Consider the following 21551-nt stretch of genomic DNA (forward strand, 5'->3'; position numbering starts at 1 on the left):
GAATCAGAGACTGATCTCCCGGATGTTAAGCTCCGTTCTTTTGCTGAGGTCAATATATTCATCCCCGATGCGGATCAGCGGAGTCTCGATGTCATGCGGGTTCAAGTAGACAATCTCGCCGACCCGGCCATCGGTTAGGACCACTTCACGCCCAACAGACCGCTTCACGATATTTTCCAGAAAAACGGTTACAATATGCGGGTCCAGCGCGCCGAAGCTGCCTCTTCTCATCTGATCCACAATCATATGGAACGGCGTCGGTTCATGATACGGGCGCTTGCTGGACATCGCATGAAAAATATCCGCCACGGCCACAATTTTGCTGTACGGATCGATCTGTTCGTCCTTCAGCCCCAGCGGATACCCCTTCCCGTCATTTCGCTCATGATGCTGAAGCGCCACCAGGGCAATGCGTGAATTGGCTCCGGTGGTTTCTTTGAGGATCTCGTAGCCGTAGACCGTGTGCTTCTTCACCTGGGTGTATTCCTCGTCCGTCAGCTTGCCGGGCTTATTCAGCAGCTCTGAGGGTATCTTCAGCTTGCCGATGTCATGCAGGGTTGCAGCCATGGAGAGCACGGACAGCTCCGCTTCACTCATCTCCAGCCATCTGCCGATCAGGGTAGAGAGCACTGCAACGCCGATGTTATGCTCATATGTATAATCATCCTTGCCCTGCACCGAATGGAATAAGGCGAAGATATCCGGGTTGCGCGAGATCTCCTGGATGACCGGAAGCACCTCCTTGCGGATATCCGCCAGCGGGATTTTGCGGGAGATTCGGTAAGATTCGAATAATTCCTTGGACAGGTCCACTGTACTGTTGACCATCTTCTGATAGGGGGGCGCCTGGTCAGCCTCATCTGCAAAAAGAATGTCGAACCTGTCGATTTTTTGTTTGCGGATAAGCTCCAGATGCTCGGCATTCAGCCGGCTTCCCGCCGGAATTACAGTCACTCCGTAGGCATTAATCAGGTCATTCTTAATCGTTCTTCCCAGATCATTGTCCATACTATCCAGCCCTCCCCAATAACCGCAGCTATGTATTTATTGCCCATATAGCTATTATCGGTTGCAGGCCGGGAAATGCTGACAGGCAGTCCGTGAACCTTACATACTCAGGCTTCTTCCTCCTGCTTGCGGTATTCTCTTGGCGTGATGCCGGCGTTTTTTTTGAAGACACGGCTGAAATACTTCTCATCCTCATAGCCCACTAGCTCCGCGATCTGCGACAGCCGCAGATTCGTATTCAAGAGCAGCGTCTTCGCCTTATCCACCCGGAGGCCGGTCAGATAATCCGACAGATTCTCCCCGGTGATCTGCTTGAACTTGCGAGATACATTCTCCCTGCTGATGAAAAAGCGTTCCGCAATATGCTGCAGCGTCATCTCCTGCGCATAGTTCCGGTCCAGGTACTCCCTGATCTCCTGGACGAGCCGGCTATCCGGCGTCTGCGGGCTGCCCTTGGACAAGTGGTGAAGCAGCGTTTTCAGCCGGCACTGCCAGTTCTCCACCGAGAACAGCCCTTCAGCGTCATAACAGCACTCCAGGCTAATCTCTGCCTCCGGCCGCCAGCGCTTCAGAACGTCCAGCATCTCCGTCTGCTGATGCAGCAGACTGCTCTCCGTGAGCAGCGGCAGCCCTGCCAGATGTCGGGCCCACTCCTCCGCCACCCGCTCCATCCGCTCCAGATCGCCGGACAAGACGGCGACTCTAAGCTTGTCCAGCCGTTCCTCCAGGCCGTAGTCGTTTACAGGTCTACTCCCTTCCCCACGCTTCCTGAAGAGATGAATACGCCCGTCCCGCTGCAATAGATTCCGCTCCGCAAGCGCCTGGCCTGCCTGTTCCAAAGCTGGCCGCAGCCCCTCCGGCAACGGGTTCAGCGGACTAAGCCCGATATCCAGCTGAACACCGAACGCCTGGGCGATAGCTTCATTCATGCGGTTAAGTATCTCCTCCGCCTGCGCTACAGCGCTCCACAGCAGCACTACAAGCTCGCCTCCGCCCTGCCAGTTGCGGAAGGCGTAGCCGCTCTGGCCCTCTGCCATCACTTCATTGCAGACATTGGCCAGCACGAAGGCCGTCAAGGCTACATCTCCATGGAATCTCCGCAGCAGATGACAATCTGCGCCTTGCAGCGGGATTACAGCGATTCTGCACTCCTGCGCCCCAATCGGCATTCCCAGCTCTTCACAGAGGGCCAGCTTCAGCTCATGGAACGAGGCCTGCCCGCTCACCAGATCGGACAGCATCTTGTCCCAGTAGAGCGGACGCAGCGCGTTCAGCTGCATGTTCTGGCGCTGGCGCCGCTTCCGTTCCGCCTCCTCCTCCATCCACAGCTTGAAGGCATGCTCCGCAGAGGCAATCAGCTGCTTGCTGTTCAGCGGCTTCAGCAGATAATCCGTACCGCCATATACGATAGCAGGCTTCACATAATTGAAATCCTGATACCCGCTGATGACAATCGTCTTCGTATGCGGATAATGACGGTGCAGCCATTCCAGCAGCTCCGCCCCGTCCATCAGCGGCATCCGCATATCCGTGAAGACGACAGCCGGCTGATGCTCCTGCATAATCCGTGTCGCCTCCTGCCCGTTGGTTGCCTCATAGATCCCAGAGATGTTATAGCTGTCCCACGGAACAAAATACCGGATGGCCTCCCGCACATGCTTCTCATCATCTACAATCAGCACCTTCATCTCAGCCGCTCCTTCAAGAAATAGTCTCTATTCGCAAAAGCCGCCGGAATTAACCGTCGATCTCCTCCAGCGGAATAATCAGCGTAACAGTAAGCCCCTGGCCGTCTTCATTATTCTTAAGCTGCATCTCCGCTGCGCTGCCGAACTGCAGCCGCAGGCGGGCCAGCACATTGTACAGGCCGATCTCCTCCTGGCCTTGCTGGCTGCTGCCTCTGAGGCAGGCCGTAATCTCCTCCAGCCGCTCCGGGCTCATGCCCCGGCCGTTATCCTTCACGGCAAGCACCAGCCTGGCCGCCCCGTCCAGCCTGCACTCTATCTGGATCAGCCCCCCGCTTATCCCGTCAGCGAAGGCATGCTTGAAGATATTCTCTACAATCGGCTGCAGGATCATCTTCGGCAGGATCAGCTCCAGAGTCTCCGGCCCCGCCTCGACCGCAAGCTGCAGATTCTCTTCGCCGAACCGCTCCGTCTGCAGAATCATATAGTTCTGCACATGCTCAATCTCATCCCGCAGCGGCACCTGGGTCCGCTCGGTATTCATCGAATAACGCATCATACTGCCCAGGGAATAGATGAGATCATACACCTTCGGCGCATTATAGCGCAAGGACAGGCTGGCGATGGATTGCAGCGCATTGTACAGAAAATGCGGGTTCACCTGGGCCTGGAGCGCCTTCAGCTGATTCGTCTTGTTCGCCAGCTCCAGCCGGTATTCCTTAACGATCAGCTCATTGATCGTGCGGGTCATGCCGGTGATCTTGCGGGTGAGGAGCCCGAACTCGTCCTCCCGCTCGGCATCCATATGCGCATCCAGCTGGCCGGTCTGCACCTTCTGCGTGAAGTGAATCAGCTTCTTGATCGGACGGGTGAAGCCGATCGAGATCAGCACGGCACTGATGCCTCCGATCAGCAGGAACAGCAATCCGATGCCCATATTGAACCGGGTAATCACTCTCGCGTCTGTGTACAGATCCTCATAGGGCACCAGCTTGATAATGCTTCCGCTGAACAAAGGGGCCTTGATCTGCTTGTACATTACGATTCCCTGGAAGCCGTCCTTCTTCCAGGCGAAATGCCCGCTGTCCTGCTCTGCGGGGAGACGGCTCCAGCCCGCTGCGACCGGCTTCCCGATCCAGTCCGGATCGGAAGCGAACAGCGCCTCGCCTTGCTCATTCAGCACATACAGGCGCTCTGTGTCCGAATTGTACATCGACTCCACGATCCCCTCCAGCTCCCCCAGCGTATAATCGATCGACAAATCTGCCAGTACGCTGTCACTAGGGGTCCGGTAGATGGGAAAATGGGCCGTGAAGACCGGCACGCTCCCCGGCTTCAGATTGGGGAAGCCAGACTTCACTCCGTATTGATGATCCATATGCGTCACTTCGAGATATGGGCGGTAAGTGCCTCCGGCCTGCCCCTCCGCAGCATAGCTGGCATTATCCTCACGGCGGAAAAATCCCTTAAGCAGCAGATTAGACTGCCTGGCGGCCCTCACATACAGATGAATCTGATACGTATTGCGGTCGGAGAGAAACAGATTGTACAGCTGGGTGGAGATGATGGCCCGGGTGTCCGGCAGAATCGTGCCGGGCGGGGCCTGGGCAGCGCTTTTGGCGGTAAGCAGGGTGGTATAGAAGGAGCTGGGAACATTGATCCCGCTGTAGAGCGACATCGCCTGCTGGTTCATGCCGCTGAAATAGCTCCGGAGATTCGCCTCCCCCAGCGTCAGCAGCTTCGTATTCTGCTTCACGGACTGGTCCGTAACCGACTGCCTCGTATAGAGATAAGAGAAGGTCACAGAGATGCCTGACGGGATCACTGACGCCAGCAGCACTAAGGCCATCAGCCGTGTCCGGATGCTGTTCTTGAACATGGGGGAACCTCCTACAAGTTGTGTGAGCCGTATGGCCTGCAATATAATCCACTTTTCCCGGCATGAAATGAAGTGTTAGCGGTGGCCCGGGCTTTCTATAATCAAGCTGTGAACCCGTAGATATCTTACCCAAACTTACCCAAAGGAGAGTCCATATGAGAAAAACTCTAGGTATACAGCGCGGCTGGGGACAGCAAATCGTATTTCTCGGCCCCTGTCTGCTCTTTTTCCTGACCATTGTGGTCACCCCGTTCTTCCTCGGCTTCTACTACTCCTCCACGGACTGGAACGGGCTGGATCTGGACAAAGCAGTCTGGACCGGCGCGGCCAACTGGAAACGGATTTTCATGAATGACGATAAGTTCTGGGAGTCCCTGGTCTTCACCCTGCGCTTCACCGTGATCTCGGTTGTGGCTGCCAACGTGCTTGCACTGCTGCTGGCCTTCATTCTAATGACGACGCTGAAGACGAAGAAGCTGCTCCGTACCGTCTTTTTCATGCCCAATGTGATCGGCGGTATTCTGCTGGGCTACATCTGGCAGTTCATCTTCACCAAGGGCTTCGCTACAATCGGCGAGCTGACCGGGATTTCGTTCTTCCAGCTGCCCTGGCTGGGCACGCCAAGCACCGGGTTCTGGGGTCTGGTAATCGTGTTCGTCTGGCAGACAGCCGGTTATATGATGGTCATCTATATTGCCGGGCTGGCCGGGATTCCGAAGGATCTCATTGAAGCTGCCCGCATAGACGGTGCCCGCGCTCCGCAGCTGTTCAAGAGCGTCTACATCCCGCTGATTATGCCGGCGATCACCATCTGCCTGTTCCTGACGACCTCCAATGCCTTCAAAATGTTCGACCTCAACCTGTCGCTGACCAAAGGCGGACCCGGCACCTCGACTCAGTCGCTGGCCTATAACATTTATGCGGAGGCACTGATCAACAACCGGTATGGCCTCGGTACAGCCAAAGCGCTGCTCTTCTTCGCCGCCGTCTCCCTGATTACCGTCACCCAGGTCTGGCTTACCAAACGAAAAGAGGTGTCCGCCTAATGAACAGCAGCCGCTACCGCCCGGGCAACTTCATCCTCGAAATTGCCGCCATTCTGTTGGCTATTGTCTTCCTGTCGCCGTTCTATCTGGTCCTGAGCAACTCGGTTAAGGGGCTGAAGGACATCCTGATCGATGCCGCTTCCTGGCCGCAGGTGTTCCACTGGAGTAACTATTCCAAGGTCTGGGATGCCATCAACTTCCCGCAGGCCTTCTTCAATTCTCTGACCATTACGATTCTAAGCGTAATCTTCATCGTCCTGTTCAGCTCGATGGCCGCTTACCAGATTGTGCGCAAGCCGACGCGCTTCAATTCCTTCGTGTTCCTGCTGCTGGTCTCGGCGATGATCATTCCGTTCCAGTCACTCATGCTGCAATTGGTCCGGGTGACCAGCCTGCTGGAGCTGCGCGGCGAGCTGTACGGCATTGTGGCCTGTTATCTCGGCTTCGGGATGCCGCTGTCGGTCTTCCTGTTCCACGGGTTCATCAAGACGGTGCCGCTGGAGCTGGAGGAAGCCGCGCGGGTGGACGGCTCGAATCCGTACGGCGTGTTCTTCCGGATCGTCTTCCCGCTGCTGCTGCCGATTATTGTAACCGTCATTATCCTGAATACGCTATGGATCTGGAATGACTATCTGCTGCCTGTCCTGGTGATCGGCGGGAATAAGGATCTGACGACCCTGCCCGTAGCTGTGACCAAGTTCTTCGGACAGTACACCAAGAAGTGGGATCTGGCCCTTGCGGGTCTCGTCATGGCGATCACGCCTATTCTCTTGTTCTTCCTGTCGCTCCAGCGTTATATTGTGGAAGGCGTGACTGCAGGCTCCATTAAGGGATGATCACTCGGCCAGCTTTCCTTTGCAGCAATAATATCCACTTTTTCGAGCAACATATGAAGTGTAAGTCATCTATCCATTCCTTTACGCTCTAAGAGCAAGAACCACAGACCAGGGAGGTTATTCTATGAAAAGAAAGTTCGCGTTCATCATGGCAACCGTTTGCACCCTCATTATCGCAGGTTGCGGGAACAGCGGCAATACGAATTCCGCAGGCAATGGAAGCGCTACGAATGCTCCTAACGCGTCAACCGAATCCGCAGCACCGGAAGCCGGCAAAGCGCCTGCCAAGGATGTCACGATCAAGATGTTCCAGTTCAAGGTGGAGATTGCCGAGCAGCTGAATGCACTCGCCGAAGAATATGAGAAGGAGACGGGGGTGAAGGTGGAGGTCGAAACGCACGGCGGCGGTGAGGATTATGGCGCGCTGCTGAAGGCGGAGATTGCCTCCGGCTCTGAGCCTGAGATTTTCAATAACGGCGGGTATACTGCTCTTGTTCCTTATATGGACCGTGCCACTGACCTGAGCAATGAGCCTTGGGCCGCCCAGTTGATTCCGACAGCCAAGACACCGGCAACCGTAGACGGCAAGCTCTATGGTATGCCTATGAATGTAGAAGGCTACGGGCTGATCTACAACAAGGATCTGTTCGCCAAAGCCGGCATAACGGAAGAGCCCAAGACGCTCCCGCAGCTCAAGGACGCTGTAGCCAAGCTGAAGACCGCCGGCATCACGCCGTTTGAAGCGACCAATGAGTGGTGGTCGATGGGGATTCACCTCGTTAACGTGGGCATGGCGCACCAGCCTGATCCGAAGCAGTTCATTGATGATGTGAAGGCGGGCAAACAGACCATTAAGGGCAATGCCGTCTTCAAGCAATGGCTGGATCTGGTCGATGTGATCTTCGATAATGCCCAAGACAACAAGATGACTACCGATTACGCGACCCAGGTGGCTGAATTCGCCTCCGGTAAGGCCGCTATGATGCTGCAGGGGAACTGGACGCAAGGCGATATCGACAAAATCGATCCGGCTCTGAACCTGGGCCTCCTCCCGCTCCCGATCAATAACGAAGAAGGCACCATCCTGGTAGGCGTGCCTAACAACTATATCGTGAACAGCAAATCCGCACATCCGGAGGAAGCCAAGGCCTTCCTGAACTGGATGGTCAGCTCGGAAACCGGCCAGAAGTATCTGACCAAGGAGTTCAAGTTCATCCCGGCGGAAGCAAATATCACCGCAGACGCCGCTGATATCGGCCAGGTTGCCGTTGCCGTGCAGGAGAAATCCGGGAATGCGCTGGGCTGGAACTGGGATATGTTCCCTGACGGCGTGACCCAGGGCTTCGGCGCTGCCATGCAGGAATACCTCGGCGGCCAGCTGAACCATGACCAGCTACTGGAGAAGCTGGATAAAGCGGTGCAGGATATTGTGAAGCAATAGGGGGCTAATCCTTTAACAGAAAAGAGGTGTCTTCAGAAGCCGGCAAACGGCAATTGAGACACCTCTTTTCACCGACCGATTGTATGGATAGCATTGTTGCACATCTTGCAGGATTCCTCTATTAATAGTACTGGCTGCGATACAATGTTGCATTATTTGCACAAATTTCGGTTTTTATAGCAAGTTAGCGCTGAATTTGTTGCATTTGTTGCAGGATTTCAGCATCAGCCGCTTCTATGGGGCAGTATTGTTGCACTTCTTGCAGGATTTCTCTATAAATGTTACTGGCTGTGGAGCATGGAGCCCATACTTCATCGCAGCAGCACCGATTGTATTCGGATTTCCGCATACATTTGGCCGCTTACCTTAGCGGTAGCATATTGTGTTCAGTTTTTCGCATACATCCAGCCTCTGACCAGTAATATCAGGGACACCTCCTGCTCCTCCCGGCGATCCTTCAGCCACGTTCAGCAACAAAGTCACTCTACGAATCCTTCACCCTTTACTGGGATTAGGTTTGTTCAGAATCCGCTCTATTCATAACAGCGCACTTCATACACCGCCGCAGAGGGGTCGCCGTTCGTAGCTTCGATCACGATCCGCAGCTTCTCCGTCCGAATAGCGTCCGGCAGCTTGTGGCGCACCTGGCGCTGATAATTGTCCACGGCATGAATAACATCGCTCCACGCTCCGCCAGTCCATGCCTGGATACGGTACTCCTTCACACACTGCGGATCACGGTAGAAGGGCCCGTAGGCATGGTACTCACGGAATATATGTCCGGCGAAGGTGATCTCCACCGTACCTATCTGTTGTTCTTTTTCCCAGGATAGCTGCACCCACTGCGGCAACGGCTGCACAGGATCGGAGCGCCAGAGGTTGGTGTAGCGGTAAGGACGGGTAACCCCGCTCACAATATTCTCTGCGCCGAACGGCTGCTGCGGTGGAGCGATGCGGTAGCTCATCGTCATGCCCTTCTCGAAGCGCCGCATTCTGCCGCCGCCCATCTCGAAGGCGCTGATATGGCCGGGGATAATCGTGCTTGCCGCATGCCAGATGACATGCGGATTGGCGGTCAGGTCCAGCCGGACATACCTGCCCGGCTTCAGCCCCTCTGCAGCTCCGGCCGGGCTGGTCCATTCGATCCAGTGCCTGCCTCCCGGCGGAACGGTCAGGGTGCAGGAGGCCAGCCGCCCCTCCTCGGGCTCCAAACGGTAGTCCCATATATGGTCCACCTGGAGCAATACAGCTTCCACCTCCTGCGGCTGGTCCGTAATGTTGCTCAGGCAGACCGCCAGGCTGTCGAGCTGCGGGGAGGACACGGCGATCCATTGGCCGCGTCTTCGAAGCAGCAGCTCATCCTGCCCGCTCCAGTCCTTGCGGTCATTCCATTCGCTCAGCTTCGGCAGGTAAGTCCCGGTCTCCGGCCCTGCGCCGTAGACCGCTACCTCGCTGCTGGCCGAGACCGCAGCCTGCCGGGCCAGATCACCCGCATCGCGGTTCTCCGCATTCAGCAGGAAGCAGCCATCGCGCAGCAGCGTCTGCTGCAATTCCTGCATCGCTCCCGTGGTAACCGCCTTGATCCCTATGCCCTTCTTCAAGGCGATGGCCGCCGCTGTCCCCGCAGCCTGGCCCATCAGGGCGCCGGTGGCCATGACGCGCACGGTCCCCAGCGCGGCGTGCGTCACGCTGACATTGCGGCCGGCCATCATCAGATTATCCACATCCCGGGCCAGCATGATGCGGAAGGGGATGCCATAGGGGCCGCAGTAGCTTTTGACCGCATAGTCGGAAGTCTCGTTGTAGCCTTCGGAGCTGGCATGCTCACTGGTCGCGGCCAGCAGGCCACCCGGGGTATGCAAATCCAGGAACCAGCCGCCGTAAGCGATCTCGTCCTCGAACACCTTGCGGTTCACCGGATCATGCTCGGTCATGAAATATTCGCCCATAATCCGCCGGCTCTCCCGCTTGCCCGGCACCTGCCCGATCCAGTCCAGCGCGTAGTTCGCCGCAAGCTCCTTCGTCCGGGGATCACGGTTTTTAATCCAGTCCCAGATGCCCAGCGTATGCTTAGTCAGCTCATGCCGGATATCCTCGGCTTCCGTAATCGTATGCCAGGGCACGCCGATCTCGATCCACCAGTATCCGCTGCGGATATCGTAGGGTATGCGACCCTGGTCGTAGAAATACGCCGCATCCTCATATTTGGTGGCCCAGTCCGGGGCTGTGTAGGGCACCGGCCGCCCCATATCCTTGGCCTTGAAATGTATCGAGTTCCCCATCGTGTCCCCGCTCGCCTGCTCGGGCGCATGAGGCTCGTTGAACTCGTCCCGCCCTTCGGTGCCCATTCTCCACTCACAGCCGGCGAGATCGGCAATCACGCCATCCCCGGTGCAGTCAATGAACAGATCCGCCGTGATCTCCAGATTCGTCTCCGCATTAGCAACCCGGGCCAGGATGGACTGGATGGTCTTGTCATCCTTCATCACGACCTCATGAACGGAGGTATTCAAATGAAAGGACAGATTCGGCGTGCTTAAGGCCATATCATACATCGTCATATCCCAGACGCTGTTCGTCCAGCCGTTCTCGGTAATCTCCTCATGGTTGCGCGCCCGCTCCTCGATGAACAGCTCGGAGATGATCCCCGTCTCCCTCGCGTACGTATGAAAGGCCGCTGCCCCGTGCAGCGTCACCCGGATCTCCGACGAGCTGTTGCCACCGAATACCGGCCGGTCCTGAATCAGGCAGGTCTTCGCCCCGTGCCGGGCAGCAGCAACGGCTGCGCAGAATCCGGCCATTCCCCCGCCGATCACTGCGAACTCATACTGTTCCTTTTTGTGCATCATAACGTCATCCCTCTCCTGTTTGTAACTGCAAATTTGCGGCACCTCAGTTCCTCATCTCTTAACTCTCCAACGCTCCTCTTAGCTCCAGCTCCCTAGTCCTCCAGCTCTCCAACTCTCTAACGCTCCAACGCTCCTACCCTCCAGCTCCTCAGCCTTTAAGCCCCGTACTGGCAATCCCCTCAACGAACCAGCGCTGGAAGACGGTAACCACGAGCACAAGCGGTGCCAGTGCCGATACGGAAGCGGCCATAATCAGGGGATAATCCGTGCCGTTCTCATCCGTGAAGGTGGTCAGTCCAAGCGGGATGGTGAACAGATTGCGGTCCCGCAGCAGAATCAGCGGATTCTCATATTCATTCCAGTGCCAGGTGAACGTCAGGATCAGCAGGGTGACCAGCGCCGGCTTCGTCAGCGGAAGACAAATCTGCCAGAACATCCGCCAGTACCCGACCCCGTCTACCCGGGCTGCTTCCAGCAGCTCGCCGGGCAGCGTGCTGAAGAATTGCCGCATGATGAAGGTACCCAGCACCGTGAACATCCCCGGCAGAATAATCGCCAGATGCGTATTGACCATACCCAGGCTGTCGAACAATATGAACCGCGGGACAAAGAACACCTGGGCGGGAATAATCATAGTTGCCAGATACAGCAGGAAGATCGTCTCCTTGCCGCGGAACCGCAGCTTCGCGAAGGCATAGCCGGCCATCGAACTGGTTACCAGCGAGCCCAGTACCTGAAAGAAGGTGATTTTGACTGAATTCTTGTAATACACACCGAAGGAAACGGCCCCGTTCCAGACCTTCTCATAATTGGCGGTGTTCAGCGTATCCGGAATCCATTCGATCGGATAGCGGAACAGCTCCGAGGTGTTCTTGAAGGATGCCGAGAGCATCCAGATAAACGGCAGCAGCATCACAATTCCGATCAGAAGGAATCCAGCTGTAATCGATATTTTTGCGGCCACCAGATAAGTACTGCGCTTGTTCAACTACCTCACCCTTCCTCCCTAGAATTGATCCTGCCAGTTTTTCTGCGAGCGCCACTGCACCAGCGTCACAACGAAGATGAAGAGGAACAGCAGCCAGGACACCGTGGCTCCGTAGCTCATGTTCCGCAGCTCAAAGGCCTGCTCATAGATATACAGCGCAAGCACGCTGGAGGAGCGCATCGGCCCGCCACCCGTCATCACCTGCACAGAGGCGAATACCTGAAAGGATGAAATAATCAACGTAACCGCTGTCAAAAAGGTTGTCGGCTTCAGCATCGGTACGGTGATGTACAGAAAGCTTTTCAGACTGCTTGCTCCATCAATCTCTGACGCTTCGTACAAATCCTTGGAAATCCCCTGGATACCGGCCATATACAGAATCATTGCATAGCCGATATACGTCCAGATGGTCATGATTATGATTCCCGTGAGCGACCAGTCCGGACTGGACAACCAGCCCGGCGGATGGTCTATTCCCAGCGCCTTCAGCACCGAGTTGACCGGGCCCTGGGAAGGATTGTAGAGTACCCTCCAGACCACGGAAATGGCCACAATGCTGCTCATATACGGCAGAAAAATCATGGTACGGATCGCTGTCTTCATATATACGAACCTGTTCAACACCACGGCCAGCAGCAGGCCCAGCACCAGCGCCACAGGCACACTTGTCAGGGAGAACACTACGTTATGCAGCAAGGATCTCCAGACAATGGGATCTCCCCCAAGCTTGAGGATATTGTCAAGACCGGCGAAGCTGAAGCCGTCCATTCCTTTGAGGTAGTCCCAGTCCGTGAAAATAAGGACGAAGCTGAACACCATAGGGAAGAGGATGAAGGCGGCAAAGCCCAGCAGGTTCGGAAGAATAAACAGATAACCGGCAATATTCTCCCTCGTTTTTTCTCTCATACACTCAACTCCTTTTACCAGTATTATAGAGGCGGGGCCCCGCTCCCTGAATGTCATAAACTGTGCTTAAACCGTGATATTCTTTGGAGTTGCCTGCTGCTGAACCGGTGGTTCAAAAAAAGCCGCTCCCCGATATTCAGGGAACGGCCATGTATCGTATTCATCTGTCTCAGGGACTGCACCCGGGACTACTTCGCTGCGGCAATTGCCTCGTCGGCCCGTTGTTTAATCGTCTGTACGGTAGTATCCAGATCCTGCGCATCCATGAAGTATTTCTCGGCTTCTTCCATGAAGGCCTTGCGCATCTCGGTCAGCCCCGCCGTCTGGGTGATCTCTGTGTTCGTATACTGGGTGTTCAGCAGCTTCACGAAGGATTCCTTGTCAAAATACTGGGCCTTGTCGCCCATAATGGCTTCCGCCACCTGCGCGACATCGGCCTTCTTGCTGGAAGGAATACGTCCGCCGGGCAGCATTTCGGTATTCCCCCCGGTGAGGAACCAGCTCAGAAACTTCATCGCCGCCTCCTTGTTCGGACTCTTGGCATTGATCGAGGTCATATCGTTCAGCTTGCTGTTGTTGATATTGCCCCCTGCCGTCCACTGCGGCATTGGCGCAAAGGCAATCTGGTAATCGCGGTTCGGGTACGCGGTGTCATCCTTGATGTAGCGGACAAAGTAAGCGGAGGTATAGGTGGAAGCCGCTCTTCCGTTCAGCAGCTCATCCTGCGGCTGGGCTTTGTTCGCTACCCCTTCCGCATAAGGCATCACATTCTTGCCGTCAATGAGCTTCTTCTGCAGCTCAAGCCCCTTGCGGAATGCTTCATGCCCGAAGTTGGATGTGCCGTCTGCGGCATAATAAGCATCCTTCGGCTGGGCAGAATTCAGCACATCGAAGGCAATCGGCTCCCAGGTCGGCGTGAAGAACGCCCCGTACTGTCCGTCCCGGGTCAGCTTCCCGGCCAGTGCTGCGTAGTCATCCCAGGTCCAGCCCGGCTCCGGGACGCTCTCTCCGATAGTATCCAGCGAAGCCTTATTGAAGGCGATGAACTTCACATCCCTGGACCCCGGAAGGTTATAGATGGTACCGTCGACCTTCGTGATGTTCTCCGAGCCGATGATTCCCTCGAGGTCGAACCCGCTGGACTGGATCAGACCCTCCAGCGGCTCTACCATTCCGGCCTTAATGCGCCGTTCCAGATGGGCGTCCGCGTAGCTGACAAATAAGTCCGGAGCATCCGTATTCGACAGGAGCGCCGTCTCCAGCTTCACATTGCCCGGATCATCATTCACGAACCGGACATATTCCACCTGAATGTCAGTGTTCTCCGCGTTCCAGCGGTCTACAACCGCCTTGGGCCCGTTCTCTTCAGGCACGCCGCCCCACCATTTCAGTGTAACCGTTTTCGAATTCCCGGAGGTCTGTGCGCTCTGCTGCGGCGCATTGCCCGGTTCGCCGGCCTGATTCCCGTTATTGCCTCCGCAGCCGCTTAGCAGCACACTTGCCAGCAGGACAGAGGACAGGCTTAATGTGAATCCACGCTTCATTATGATTTCCCCTTTCGTTAGTTGAACAGTAAGCACACCTTAGTTATAACAAAGCGCTGCCCAATAACGAACGGCTTATTCTTTGGTCTTCGAGGGATTTTCCAAGCTGGCCGGTTTGCGGCCGATCACAGTTTTGCGGTATTCCAGCGGAAATAATCCCTCTATCTTCTTGAAATACTTACTGAAATGATTGGAATCGGCATAGCCGACCATTTCCGAAATTTCATAGATTTTATAGGTGGGATTGCGCAGCAGCTCCCGGGCCTTCTGCATGCGGATCTGCGTCAGATAATCCACAATCTTCACACCTGTCTCCTTCTTGAACATGACACTGAGATAATTCTCGGCAAACCCCGTCCTTCTGGCCAAGTCGGCCACCTTCAGTGAACTGGCGTACTCCTCCTCCATGATGGCGATCATCTGCTTCACCTCATCACGGTATACCGGCTGGCTGTTCTGTCCCGTCAGGGTTAAGGCTTCCGGAAGCCAGCCCAGAAACCAGCTGCCGATCTCCCCGAGCGTCTCCGCGTTGCGGATCACATCGAAGGGGTATCTTCCCTGATGCTCGGGCATGACATACAGAATATCCCCGGACTGCCCCATATGCCGGAAGACCAGATGCAGCCACTGTAGCCACTGCTCCCTGACCCAGGCGGCCCCCATCGCCTCTTCCGCCTGCAGCCGGGCAGTCCAGTGCCGTAATTCCTCCAGAATCACAGCCTCTTCCGCCGTTTCCAGCAAGGTATCCCAGTGCCCGCTTCTCAGAATACTCACCTTGGGCTGAACTTCCCCCGCCTCGGCCAGCGGGTATAAGATATGACGGTCTTCATGAAAAAACCGCCGCCCGAGCGCCAGCTCCGCCTGCCGGAAGCCTTCATTTAACTGATACGGGCTGCAGCTGTCCCCAGACACGCCGAAGCTTACATTGACCTTGGCAAAGGTGCTGCCTGCAGCCTTAAGCTCATCCAGCATCCCTTCCGCATAGGAGCCGGCCAGGATCACCAGCTTGCGGTTATGCATATCCACCAGCTGGCACTTTTCATATTTTTTCAATATTTCCGCAAAAATATTGCTGACCGTATAGATGAGCAGCTGCTCACTCTGGAACCGGTTCTCCTCCAGGACCTGCCGGTAATGGTCGACACCCGCCACAATCACCCGGCAGCCCTCCAGGACGAACGCCGGAAGGTTCCCGTCCCGCTGCAGATGGTCCACCTCCAGCCTCGACCTTTGCTTCACAAGCAAATCAAGCAGCGTCAGCTCGGCGGATTTCGACTCCAGCACCTTGATCCGGTAATCCAGCTTATGCTTCTCCGAGCGCTCCTGCTGTTCACTGTGGAAGGACTGCTGAAGCCGCTTGCATTTATCAAGCAGCTCTTCCGGCGTATAAGCCAGCTTCAGCGTATAATCGGCAGCCCCCAGCCGCAGCGCCTTCTGCACATATTCAAAGTCATTATGGTTGGACAAAATAATAAACTTTATATCCGGCCACTTCACCCGGACATGATTCATGAGATCCAGACCGTTCATCTCCGGCATCCGGATATCGGACAGAATGATATGGCAGGCTTCGCGTTCCAGCAGCTCCAGAGCCTCCACGCCGTTCGCGGCTTCCCCTATAATCTCAAAGCCGTGCGCCTCCCACGGAATCAGCGTCTTGAGCGCCACCCGCACCAGAATTTCATCATCCACAATCAACACGCGTGTTGTCATCCTTCCAGCTCCTTCCGATAAGGAATCCGCACGGTCACCTGAAGTCCGCCCCCGTCCGGCCGGGACAGGAGGATGCCGCAGGCCTGCCCGAAGTGGATTTTGATTCTCCTGTCCACATTCAGCAGCCCGATGCCGCTCGTCTTCACATGATCCTGCTGCAATTGATTAGAGATTACCTGCATGGTCTCCTCAGAGATCCCCTTGCCGTTATCCCTAATATGAATGAGCAGGTAGGGACCGGTGCATTCCGCCTTGATGCGGATATGCAGCGGCAGCTGCGAGCCATGGATAATACTGTTCTCCACCAGCGGCTGGAGCGTGAATTTCAGCACCGTGCAATCCAGCAGCTCTTCCGCAACCTGAATAGAGACGGTGATATTGTCGTGGTACCGGATCTTCTGCAGTGACATATACAGCTCCAGATATTCCAGCTCCTGCCCCAGCGTTACGAATAGCGTATTCTGCTTCATGGAGAACTCCATCAGCTTACCCAGCGCGGTGATCATATCGCTGACATTGCGGTTGGTCCCCGAGAGCATGGCCATCAGCTTGATGGAATTGAGCGTATTGAACAGGAAGTGGGGATTAATCTGTGCCTGGAGCGCCTGAAAATGCGCCTCCTCCTTATGCCGCTGCTCCTCTGCCACATGATGGACCAGTTCCTCCAGCTGCGCGACCATTTTATTGAAATGGCTTCCGAGTACAGCGATCTCATCCTTGCCGCGCACCTCAACCTTGGTGCTGAAATTGCCGCTCCCCACCCTGCTCATGGAGCGCACCAGTGCATAGAGCGGCTTCGTCAGGCGCAGCAGGATGTAGATCACGATCATGATCCCCACGCCGAAGAACAGCAGGAAAAGGGCAATGGACTTCGTCCGGGAGTTATCCAGCTGGGCGGAGAAATCCCCGATCCGCTGCAGGGAGACAATGGATATGCCCACCTGCGGGACTGAAGCCGCATTCATTAGATAGGTTTCCTTGCCCAAGGACAGCTTCCTCGTTACAGACGGACTTTTCCTTAAGTCTTCCAGCTGCTCCGGCGTCAGGGAATACTGCTGCTTGCCGTATATATCATAGAGGGCCCCAGCTGTGTCCATCACCAGCAGTTGCGTATTATCGGGCAGCCCTTTGGCGGGGATGCCATAGAATTGACTCACTGGAATGGCTACTACACTTAATCCCCAGTTACGGATGGAGGATTCGAACGCAAAGGAACGCGACAGCAGCATGAACTCCTTATCCGGCGCATTCTCGGTATACCCCAGGGCTGCGGGCAAGCGGTAGACCCGCTCCCAATAGGGATAGCCCTTCTGCTCCATCCCCGCCTTGAACCAGGGTTCGCGGATAATCGTACCCGTTGCCTGGCGGTTGAAATTGTATAAGGTCGTCACCACACTGCCCTCCGCATCGACAAGTCCGATGAAGGCGCTGTTATCCAGCAGGATATCCCTTAAATAGCCCATCTTCTTCTGGATTTGAAAAATAGCCCCCATCGCCTCAGCATTCCCGTAGTCCCAATTGAAGGTATTGGAGCCGAAAGACTGGGCCATATCCGCCTCCAGCAGATAAGTCGCCTGAATCATCCGTTTGGCTTTATCATTAATCGTCAAGGCTGCCTGCTCGATCAGGCTCTGATTGGCAGCATACACTTCCTGCTCCACCACGCTGACCGATGTTGTGAAGTAGCTGTACAGCACGATCAGCGTCGGCAGGGCAATCACGATGAGTACGGTAGCGATCAGCTTGCTGCGGATCGAACGCAGCCCTCTCCAGCTTCCGGTTATGGCGGCTTCCTCCCTGGATCTGCGACCTGTAATCCCGAAATATCTTAAACACATTAATTATAGCAAAGGATAGGCCGTGCGATGAATGGGATATACTGTTTAAAAACAGGGGAATTCTGTTTTGGGTCAGGCACATCACCTGTGTTCAGCAGCGCCTGCAGCAAACAGAGCAGCGACCCTCTTAGGAGGACCGCTGCTCTGTTACAATACACATGCTTCAGGTTCAATGCTTTACACAAACATCTCCACAACCAGGAACAGGTTCAGCGCGACCACCAGGGCGGAGATCATCCAGCCGAGGATGGTGGTGATCCGGTGATTCACCAATCCCTTCATGATCTTGCGGTCGCTGGTGAAGATCACGAGCGGAATCAGGGCAAAGGCAATCCCGAAGGAGAGGACGACCTGGCTCATGACCAGTGCGCTGGTAGCATTAATGCCCATGGCGATGATAGCCAGCGGAGGGATGATTGTAATCGCCCGCCGGAGGTAGAGATTAATTTTTTTATTAATGAAGCCCTGCATGACCACATCACCGGCCATCGTGCCGACCGACGAGCTCGACAGACCTGCGATCAGAAGGCCCAGGCCGAAGGAGACTGCAGTCACGGGACCGGCCAGATTGCGGAACTGCTCGAAGGCGACATCCAGATCCTGCACCACCAGACCGTTCTTGAAGAACAGCGCGGCCGCCACAATGACCATCGCCATATTGACCGCACCGGCAATCAGCATCGCGATAAGGATATCGATGAATTCCAGCCGGAAGATCTGCTTCTTCTCCCGTTCATCAATCCCGACGACCCGGCTCTGGGTCAGCGAGGAATGCAGATAAATCGCATGCGGCATCACCGTCGCGCCGAGAATCCCGGCCGCCAGCAGGATGCTGTCGACACCTTCGAATCTTGGGGTGAACATCCCGGTAAGGATACTGCCTGCATCCGGCTTCGCCATGATGACCTGGAACGCAAAGGCCAGCACAACAATCATCACCATCCCGGCAATGCCGGCCTCAAGAGTACGGTAGCCGCGCCGCTGAAGCTCCAGAATGGCGAATGAACCGACGGCGGTAATCAGTGCGGCCGGCAGCATCGGTATCCCGAACAATAGATACAGTCCGAGCGCTGCCCCGATAAACTCCGCCAGATCGGTAGCGATAATGACCAGCTCACTCTGTATCCACAGGAAGATGGATACGCCCTTCGGGAATTTCTCCCGTGCGACCTCCGGAAGATTCTTGCCGGTCGCAATACCCAGCTTGGCGGATAAGGATTGTATCAGTACAGCCATCAGATTCGAGGCAAAGATGACCCATAATAACAGGTAACCGTATTTCGAGCCTGCCGTAATATTGGTGGCGAAATTGCCGGGGTCCAGATAAGCTACGGAAGCTATAAAAGCCGGGCCCAGAAAAGGAAGAAGTCTCTTCAGTCCTTTGACATCTCCATTAAGCACGGATTGTGCCGAATGTGTATTGATATGACCTTTTAGTATAGGGGATGATTCTACTGCGGTATTTTGCTCCATCATGTTCTGTCCTCCTCTTGCCCGGAAAAAGTTGTCTATACACATGAAAGTTTCCCTGGTGCAACATTTGATCTGGTTTTATTATAATCCTCAAGTTGAGAATTGTAAATGTATTTTCATTGGGTTTTCATGTAATGCCTCGACCCATATTATGTAAGTCCACTCTGTTAAGTGAGGCTCTTGCCTTATGTTATTACCCGCTCCCATTATCGAGTTGACTCCTCTGCCGGGGGTGATTGTACTTTGTGCAGTAGATTACACAATAATTTGCGATAAAACTCACTCTGTTGTATTTCATACATTTGATTTTCGGGTTTTTGTTTTCAATGGCCATTTTCCCAATAATCTGCTGTATAAGCTACAATAGAAGCTGCTTTTTGGTCGATTATAATGAAATCTAATGTACAAAGTGCAGCCAACGCTTTACTCCCAACCCGATATTTCTCCCACTTGTCGACCATTAGCCTGGCAGACGCATACGCAAATCAGCGATCCTCCAGTAACAGGAGCACCGCTGCTTGTGTAACATTCTAAACTTTTTAAGAAGTTAGCCTGGCATAGCCCGCACAACCCGCCAAATTCTAGATTCATCCACTACTTATCCGCTGCTGCTTACGTGTCCTGCGTTGCCCTTCCAGGTGTCCTTAAGCGGAACGATTCGGTTGAACACCAGCTTCTGAGCTGTGCTATGCTTGCTGTCGATGCAGAAATAGCCGTGACGCAGGAACTGGTAGGCATCCCCAGGCTGAGGGTTGCCCGCAAGCGGCTCCAACAGGCAATCTGTAAGCAGGGTCACGGAACCCGGATTGATGTATTCCTCCCAGCTCTCTCCTTCCTCCTTCGGCCCGTTGTTATCCGTCAGCAGCTGCTCATACAGGTATACGTCACTCTTCAGCGCATGAGCAGCCGAGACCCATTGCACAGTCCCCTTCACCTTCCGGCCGCTTAGAGGGCCGCCGCTGCGGGTCTCCGGGTCGTAGGTACACCGCAGTTCGAGGATTTCTCCCGTCTCTGCGTCCTTCATGACTTCATTGCAGCGGATAATGTATCCGCCCTTAAGGCGCACCTCGCCGCCTGGAACCAGTCTGCGGAAGCCCTTCACAGGCACCTCCATGAAATCTGCCCGCTCGATGTAGAGCGTGCCGGAGAACGGTACTTCTCTTGAACCCAGTTCGGCATTCTCAGGGTTGTTAGGGATCGGAAGCAGCTCAGAGGCCCCGGCGGCGTAATTGGTAAGCACGACCTTCAGCGGGTCCAGTACTGCCATCACCGCCGGCACCTTCGCCTTCAGGTCCTGTCTCAGGCAATGCTCCAGCAGCGAGAAATCCACCATCGCCGTATTGCGGACCATGCCGATCTCCCGCACGAAGGCCTTGATGCTCTCCGGCGTGAATCCCCGTCTGCGCAGCCCGCTGAGCGTAGGCAGGCGCGGATCATCCCAGCCGTCCACGAAGCCTCCGGCTACCAGTGCTCGGAGATGCCGCTTGCTTGTAACCACTCCGGTCAGGTTCACCCGGCCGAATTCCCTCTGTCTCGGCGGTTCCGGGGTGCCCAGCTCGTTCAGCACCCATTCGTACAGCGGCCGGTGATCCTTGAACTCGATCGAGCAGAGCGAATGCGTCACCCCTTCCAGCGCATCCTGAATCGGATGGGCGAAATCATACATCGGGTAGATGCACCAGGCAACGCCCGTGCGGTAATGCGCGGCATGAATAATCCGGTACAGCACCGGATCTCGCAAATTCATGTTCGGCGAGGCCATGTCAATCTTGGCCCGCAGCACTTTAGCGCCATTCGGATAGCTCCCCGCACGCATCTCCCGGAACAGCCGCAGGTTCTCCTCCGGCGTTCGGCTGCGGTAAGGACTGTCCTTCCCCGGCTCGGTTAAGGTCCCCCGGTAAGCCGTTACCTCCGCTGCCGTCATATCACAGACATAGGCTGTCCCCTTCAGAATGAGCGTCTCTGCCCTGCGGTAGATCTCCTCCGAATAATCGGAGCCGTAGTAGATGTGTTCCCCCGGACTGCAGCCCAGCCATTCAAGGTCACGGATGATCGCTTCCACATACTCCTTATCCTCTTTGAGCGGGTTGGTATCATCGAAGCGCAGATGGAAGCGGCCGCCGTATTTACGGGCAATTTCCACATTCGTATGGATGGCAAAAGCACTCCCGATATGCAGATAGCCATTGGGTTCCGGTGGAAACCGGGTGCAGATCTCCCGGCTGAATACTCCCGCCTCCACGTCTTCTCTAACCAGCTTATCCATATAATTCTCCGGCAGAGCCGGTCCATTATTGTCCGTCATTCCAATCTCCTCCTGTTCATGGGTGGTACGCCGCCTTATC

At 55.4% G+C, this 21551-nt stretch carries 14 protein-coding genes; 3 read left to right on the forward strand and 11 right to left on the reverse strand.

Annotated elements, in window-relative coordinates:
* Positions 1 to 3: 3 nt before the first annotated feature.
* From NST69_RS26875 to NST69_RS26885, 3 genes are all read right to left on the reverse strand, one after another.
* Complete coding sequence (locus NST69_RS26875; protein ID WP_036730433.1) at positions 4 to 1008, reverse strand: HD-GYP domain-containing protein; 1005 nt, start codon at positions 1006 to 1008, stop codon at positions 4 to 6.
* A 107-nt stretch (positions 1009 to 1115) separates the two neighbouring features.
* Entirely contained in the window at positions 1116 to 2696 is a 1581-nt protein-coding gene (locus NST69_RS26880) for a response regulator (protein ID WP_342547575.1), read from the reverse strand.
* A gap of 49 nt (positions 2697 to 2745) precedes the next feature.
* Entirely contained in the window at positions 2746 to 4572 is a 1827-nt protein-coding gene (locus tag NST69_RS26885) for a sensor histidine kinase (RefSeq protein ID WP_342547576.1), read from the reverse strand.
* Between the two features lie 155 nt (positions 4573 to 4727).
* On the opposite strand from NST69_RS26885, the gene NST69_RS26890 reads away from it, so the two are divergent.
* The 3 genes from NST69_RS26890 (at position 4728) to NST69_RS26900 (ending at position 7895) form a co-directional block, all read left to right on the forward strand.
* Positions 4728 to 5618, forward strand: a complete 891-nt coding sequence (locus tag NST69_RS26890; RefSeq protein WP_036730439.1) for a sugar ABC transporter permease — start codon at positions 4728 to 4730, stop codon at positions 5616 to 5618.
* Positions 5618 to 6454 carry a carbohydrate ABC transporter permease gene (locus tag NST69_RS26895; protein WP_036730441.1) on the forward strand — a complete coding sequence of 279 codons (837 nt, stop codon included), beginning with the start codon at positions 5618 to 5620 and terminating at the stop codon, positions 6452 to 6454. The genes NST69_RS26890 and NST69_RS26895 overlap by 1 nt, the downstream gene beginning before the upstream one ends.
* Before the next feature lie 124 nt (positions 6455 to 6578).
* Positions 6579 to 7895, forward strand: coding sequence for an ABC transporter substrate-binding protein (locus NST69_RS26900; RefSeq protein WP_209876700.1), 1317 nt, complete (start codon positions 6579 to 6581; stop codon positions 7893 to 7895).
* Between the two features lie 533 nt (positions 7896 to 8428).
* Here NST69_RS26900 and NST69_RS26905 read toward each other — a convergent pair.
* From NST69_RS26905 to NST69_RS26940, 8 genes are all read right to left on the reverse strand, one after another.
* Entirely contained in the window at positions 8429 to 10744 is a 2316-nt protein-coding gene (locus NST69_RS26905) for an FAD-dependent oxidoreductase (protein ID WP_342547577.1), read from the reverse strand.
* 148 nt (positions 10745 to 10892) lie between these two features.
* The gene (locus tag NST69_RS26910) at positions 10893 to 11732 is read right to left on the reverse strand and encodes a carbohydrate ABC transporter permease (RefSeq protein ID WP_342547578.1); all 840 of its coding nucleotides are present in this window, start codon (positions 11730 to 11732) and stop codon (positions 10893 to 10895) included.
* Between the two features lie 18 nt (positions 11733 to 11750).
* Positions 11751 to 12638: a sugar ABC transporter permease gene (locus NST69_RS26915; protein WP_342547579.1), complete on the reverse strand. Its 888-nt coding sequence runs from the start codon at positions 12636 to 12638 to the stop codon at positions 11751 to 11753.
* Positions 12639 to 12826: 188 nt separating this feature from the next.
* On the reverse strand, positions 12827 to 14182 hold the full coding sequence (locus tag NST69_RS26920) for an extracellular solute-binding protein (RefSeq protein ID WP_342547580.1): 1356 nt from the start codon (positions 14180 to 14182) through the stop codon (positions 12827 to 12829).
* A gap of 75 nt (positions 14183 to 14257) precedes the next feature.
* Positions 14258 to 15895 carry a response regulator gene (locus NST69_RS26925; protein ID WP_342547581.1) on the reverse strand — a complete coding sequence of 546 codons (1638 nt, stop codon included), beginning with the start codon at positions 15893 to 15895 and terminating at the stop codon, positions 14258 to 14260.
* Positions 15892 to 17733, reverse strand: coding sequence for a sensor histidine kinase (locus NST69_RS26930; protein ID WP_342547582.1), 1842 nt, complete (start codon positions 17731 to 17733; stop codon positions 15892 to 15894). The genes NST69_RS26925 and NST69_RS26930 overlap by 4 nt, the downstream gene beginning before the upstream one ends.
* Positions 17734 to 17910: 177 nt before the next feature.
* On the reverse strand, positions 17911 to 19206 hold the full coding sequence (locus NST69_RS26935; protein ID WP_342550225.1) for an Nramp family divalent metal transporter: 1296 nt from the start codon (positions 19204 to 19206) through the stop codon (positions 17911 to 17913).
* A gap of 598 nt (positions 19207 to 19804) precedes the next feature.
* Positions 19805 to 21511 (reverse strand): glutamine--tRNA ligase/YqeY domain fusion protein, encoded by a 1707-nt coding sequence (locus NST69_RS26940; protein ID WP_342547583.1) that lies wholly within the window; start codon positions 21509 to 21511, stop codon positions 19805 to 19807.
* Between the last annotated feature and the right edge of the window lie 40 nt (positions 21512 to 21551).

It is taken from the genome of Paenibacillus sp. FSL P2-0089 (assembly GCF_038595095.1).
Lineage (GTDB): Bacteria > Bacillota > Bacilli > Paenibacillales > Paenibacillaceae > Paenibacillus_AQ > Paenibacillus_AQ silagei.

Coding starts and splice junctions, on each gene's coding strand:
- NST69_RS26890 (WP_036730439.1), top strand. CDS start 4,728: ATGAGAAAAACTCTAGGTATACAGCGCGGCTGGGGACAGCAAATCGTA.
- NST69_RS26920 (WP_342547580.1), bottom strand. CDS start 14,182: ATGAAGCGTGGATTCACATTAAGCCTGTCCTCTGTCCTGCTGGCAAGT.
- NST69_RS26925 (WP_342547581.1), bottom strand. CDS start 15,895: ATGACAACACGCGTGTTGATTGTGGATGATGAAATTCTGGTGCGGGTG.
- NST69_RS26900 (WP_209876700.1), top strand. CDS start 6,579: ATGAAAAGAAAGTTCGCGTTCATCATGGCAACCGTTTGCACCCTCATT.
- NST69_RS26935 (WP_342550225.1), bottom strand. CDS start 19,206: ATGGAGCAAAATACCGCAGTAGAATCATCCCCTATACTAAAAGGTCAT.
- NST69_RS26880 (WP_342547575.1), bottom strand. CDS start 2,696: ATGAAGGTGCTGATTGTAGATGATGAGAAGCATGTGCGGGAGGCCATC.
- NST69_RS26915 (WP_342547579.1), bottom strand. CDS start 12,638: ATGAGAGAAAAAACGAGGGAGAATATTGCCGGTTATCTGTTTATTCTT.
- NST69_RS26875 (WP_036730433.1), bottom strand. CDS start 1,008: ATGGACAATGATCTGGGAAGAACGATTAAGAATGACCTGATTAATGCC.
- NST69_RS26905 (WP_342547577.1), bottom strand. CDS start 10,744: ATGATGCACAAAAAGGAACAGTATGAGTTCGCAGTGATCGGCGGGGGA.
- NST69_RS26940 (WP_342547583.1), bottom strand. CDS start 21,511: ATGACGGACAATAATGGACCGGCTCTGCCGGAGAATTATATGGATAAG.
- NST69_RS26895 (WP_036730441.1), top strand. CDS start 5,618: ATGAACAGCAGCCGCTACCGCCCGGGCAACTTCATCCTCGAAATTGCC.
- NST69_RS26885 (WP_342547576.1), bottom strand. CDS start 4,572: ATGTTCAAGAACAGCATCCGGACACGGCTGATGGCCTTAGTGCTGCTG.
- NST69_RS26930 (WP_342547582.1), bottom strand. CDS start 17,733: ATGTGTTTAAGATATTTCGGGATTACAGGTCGCAGATCCAGGGAGGAA.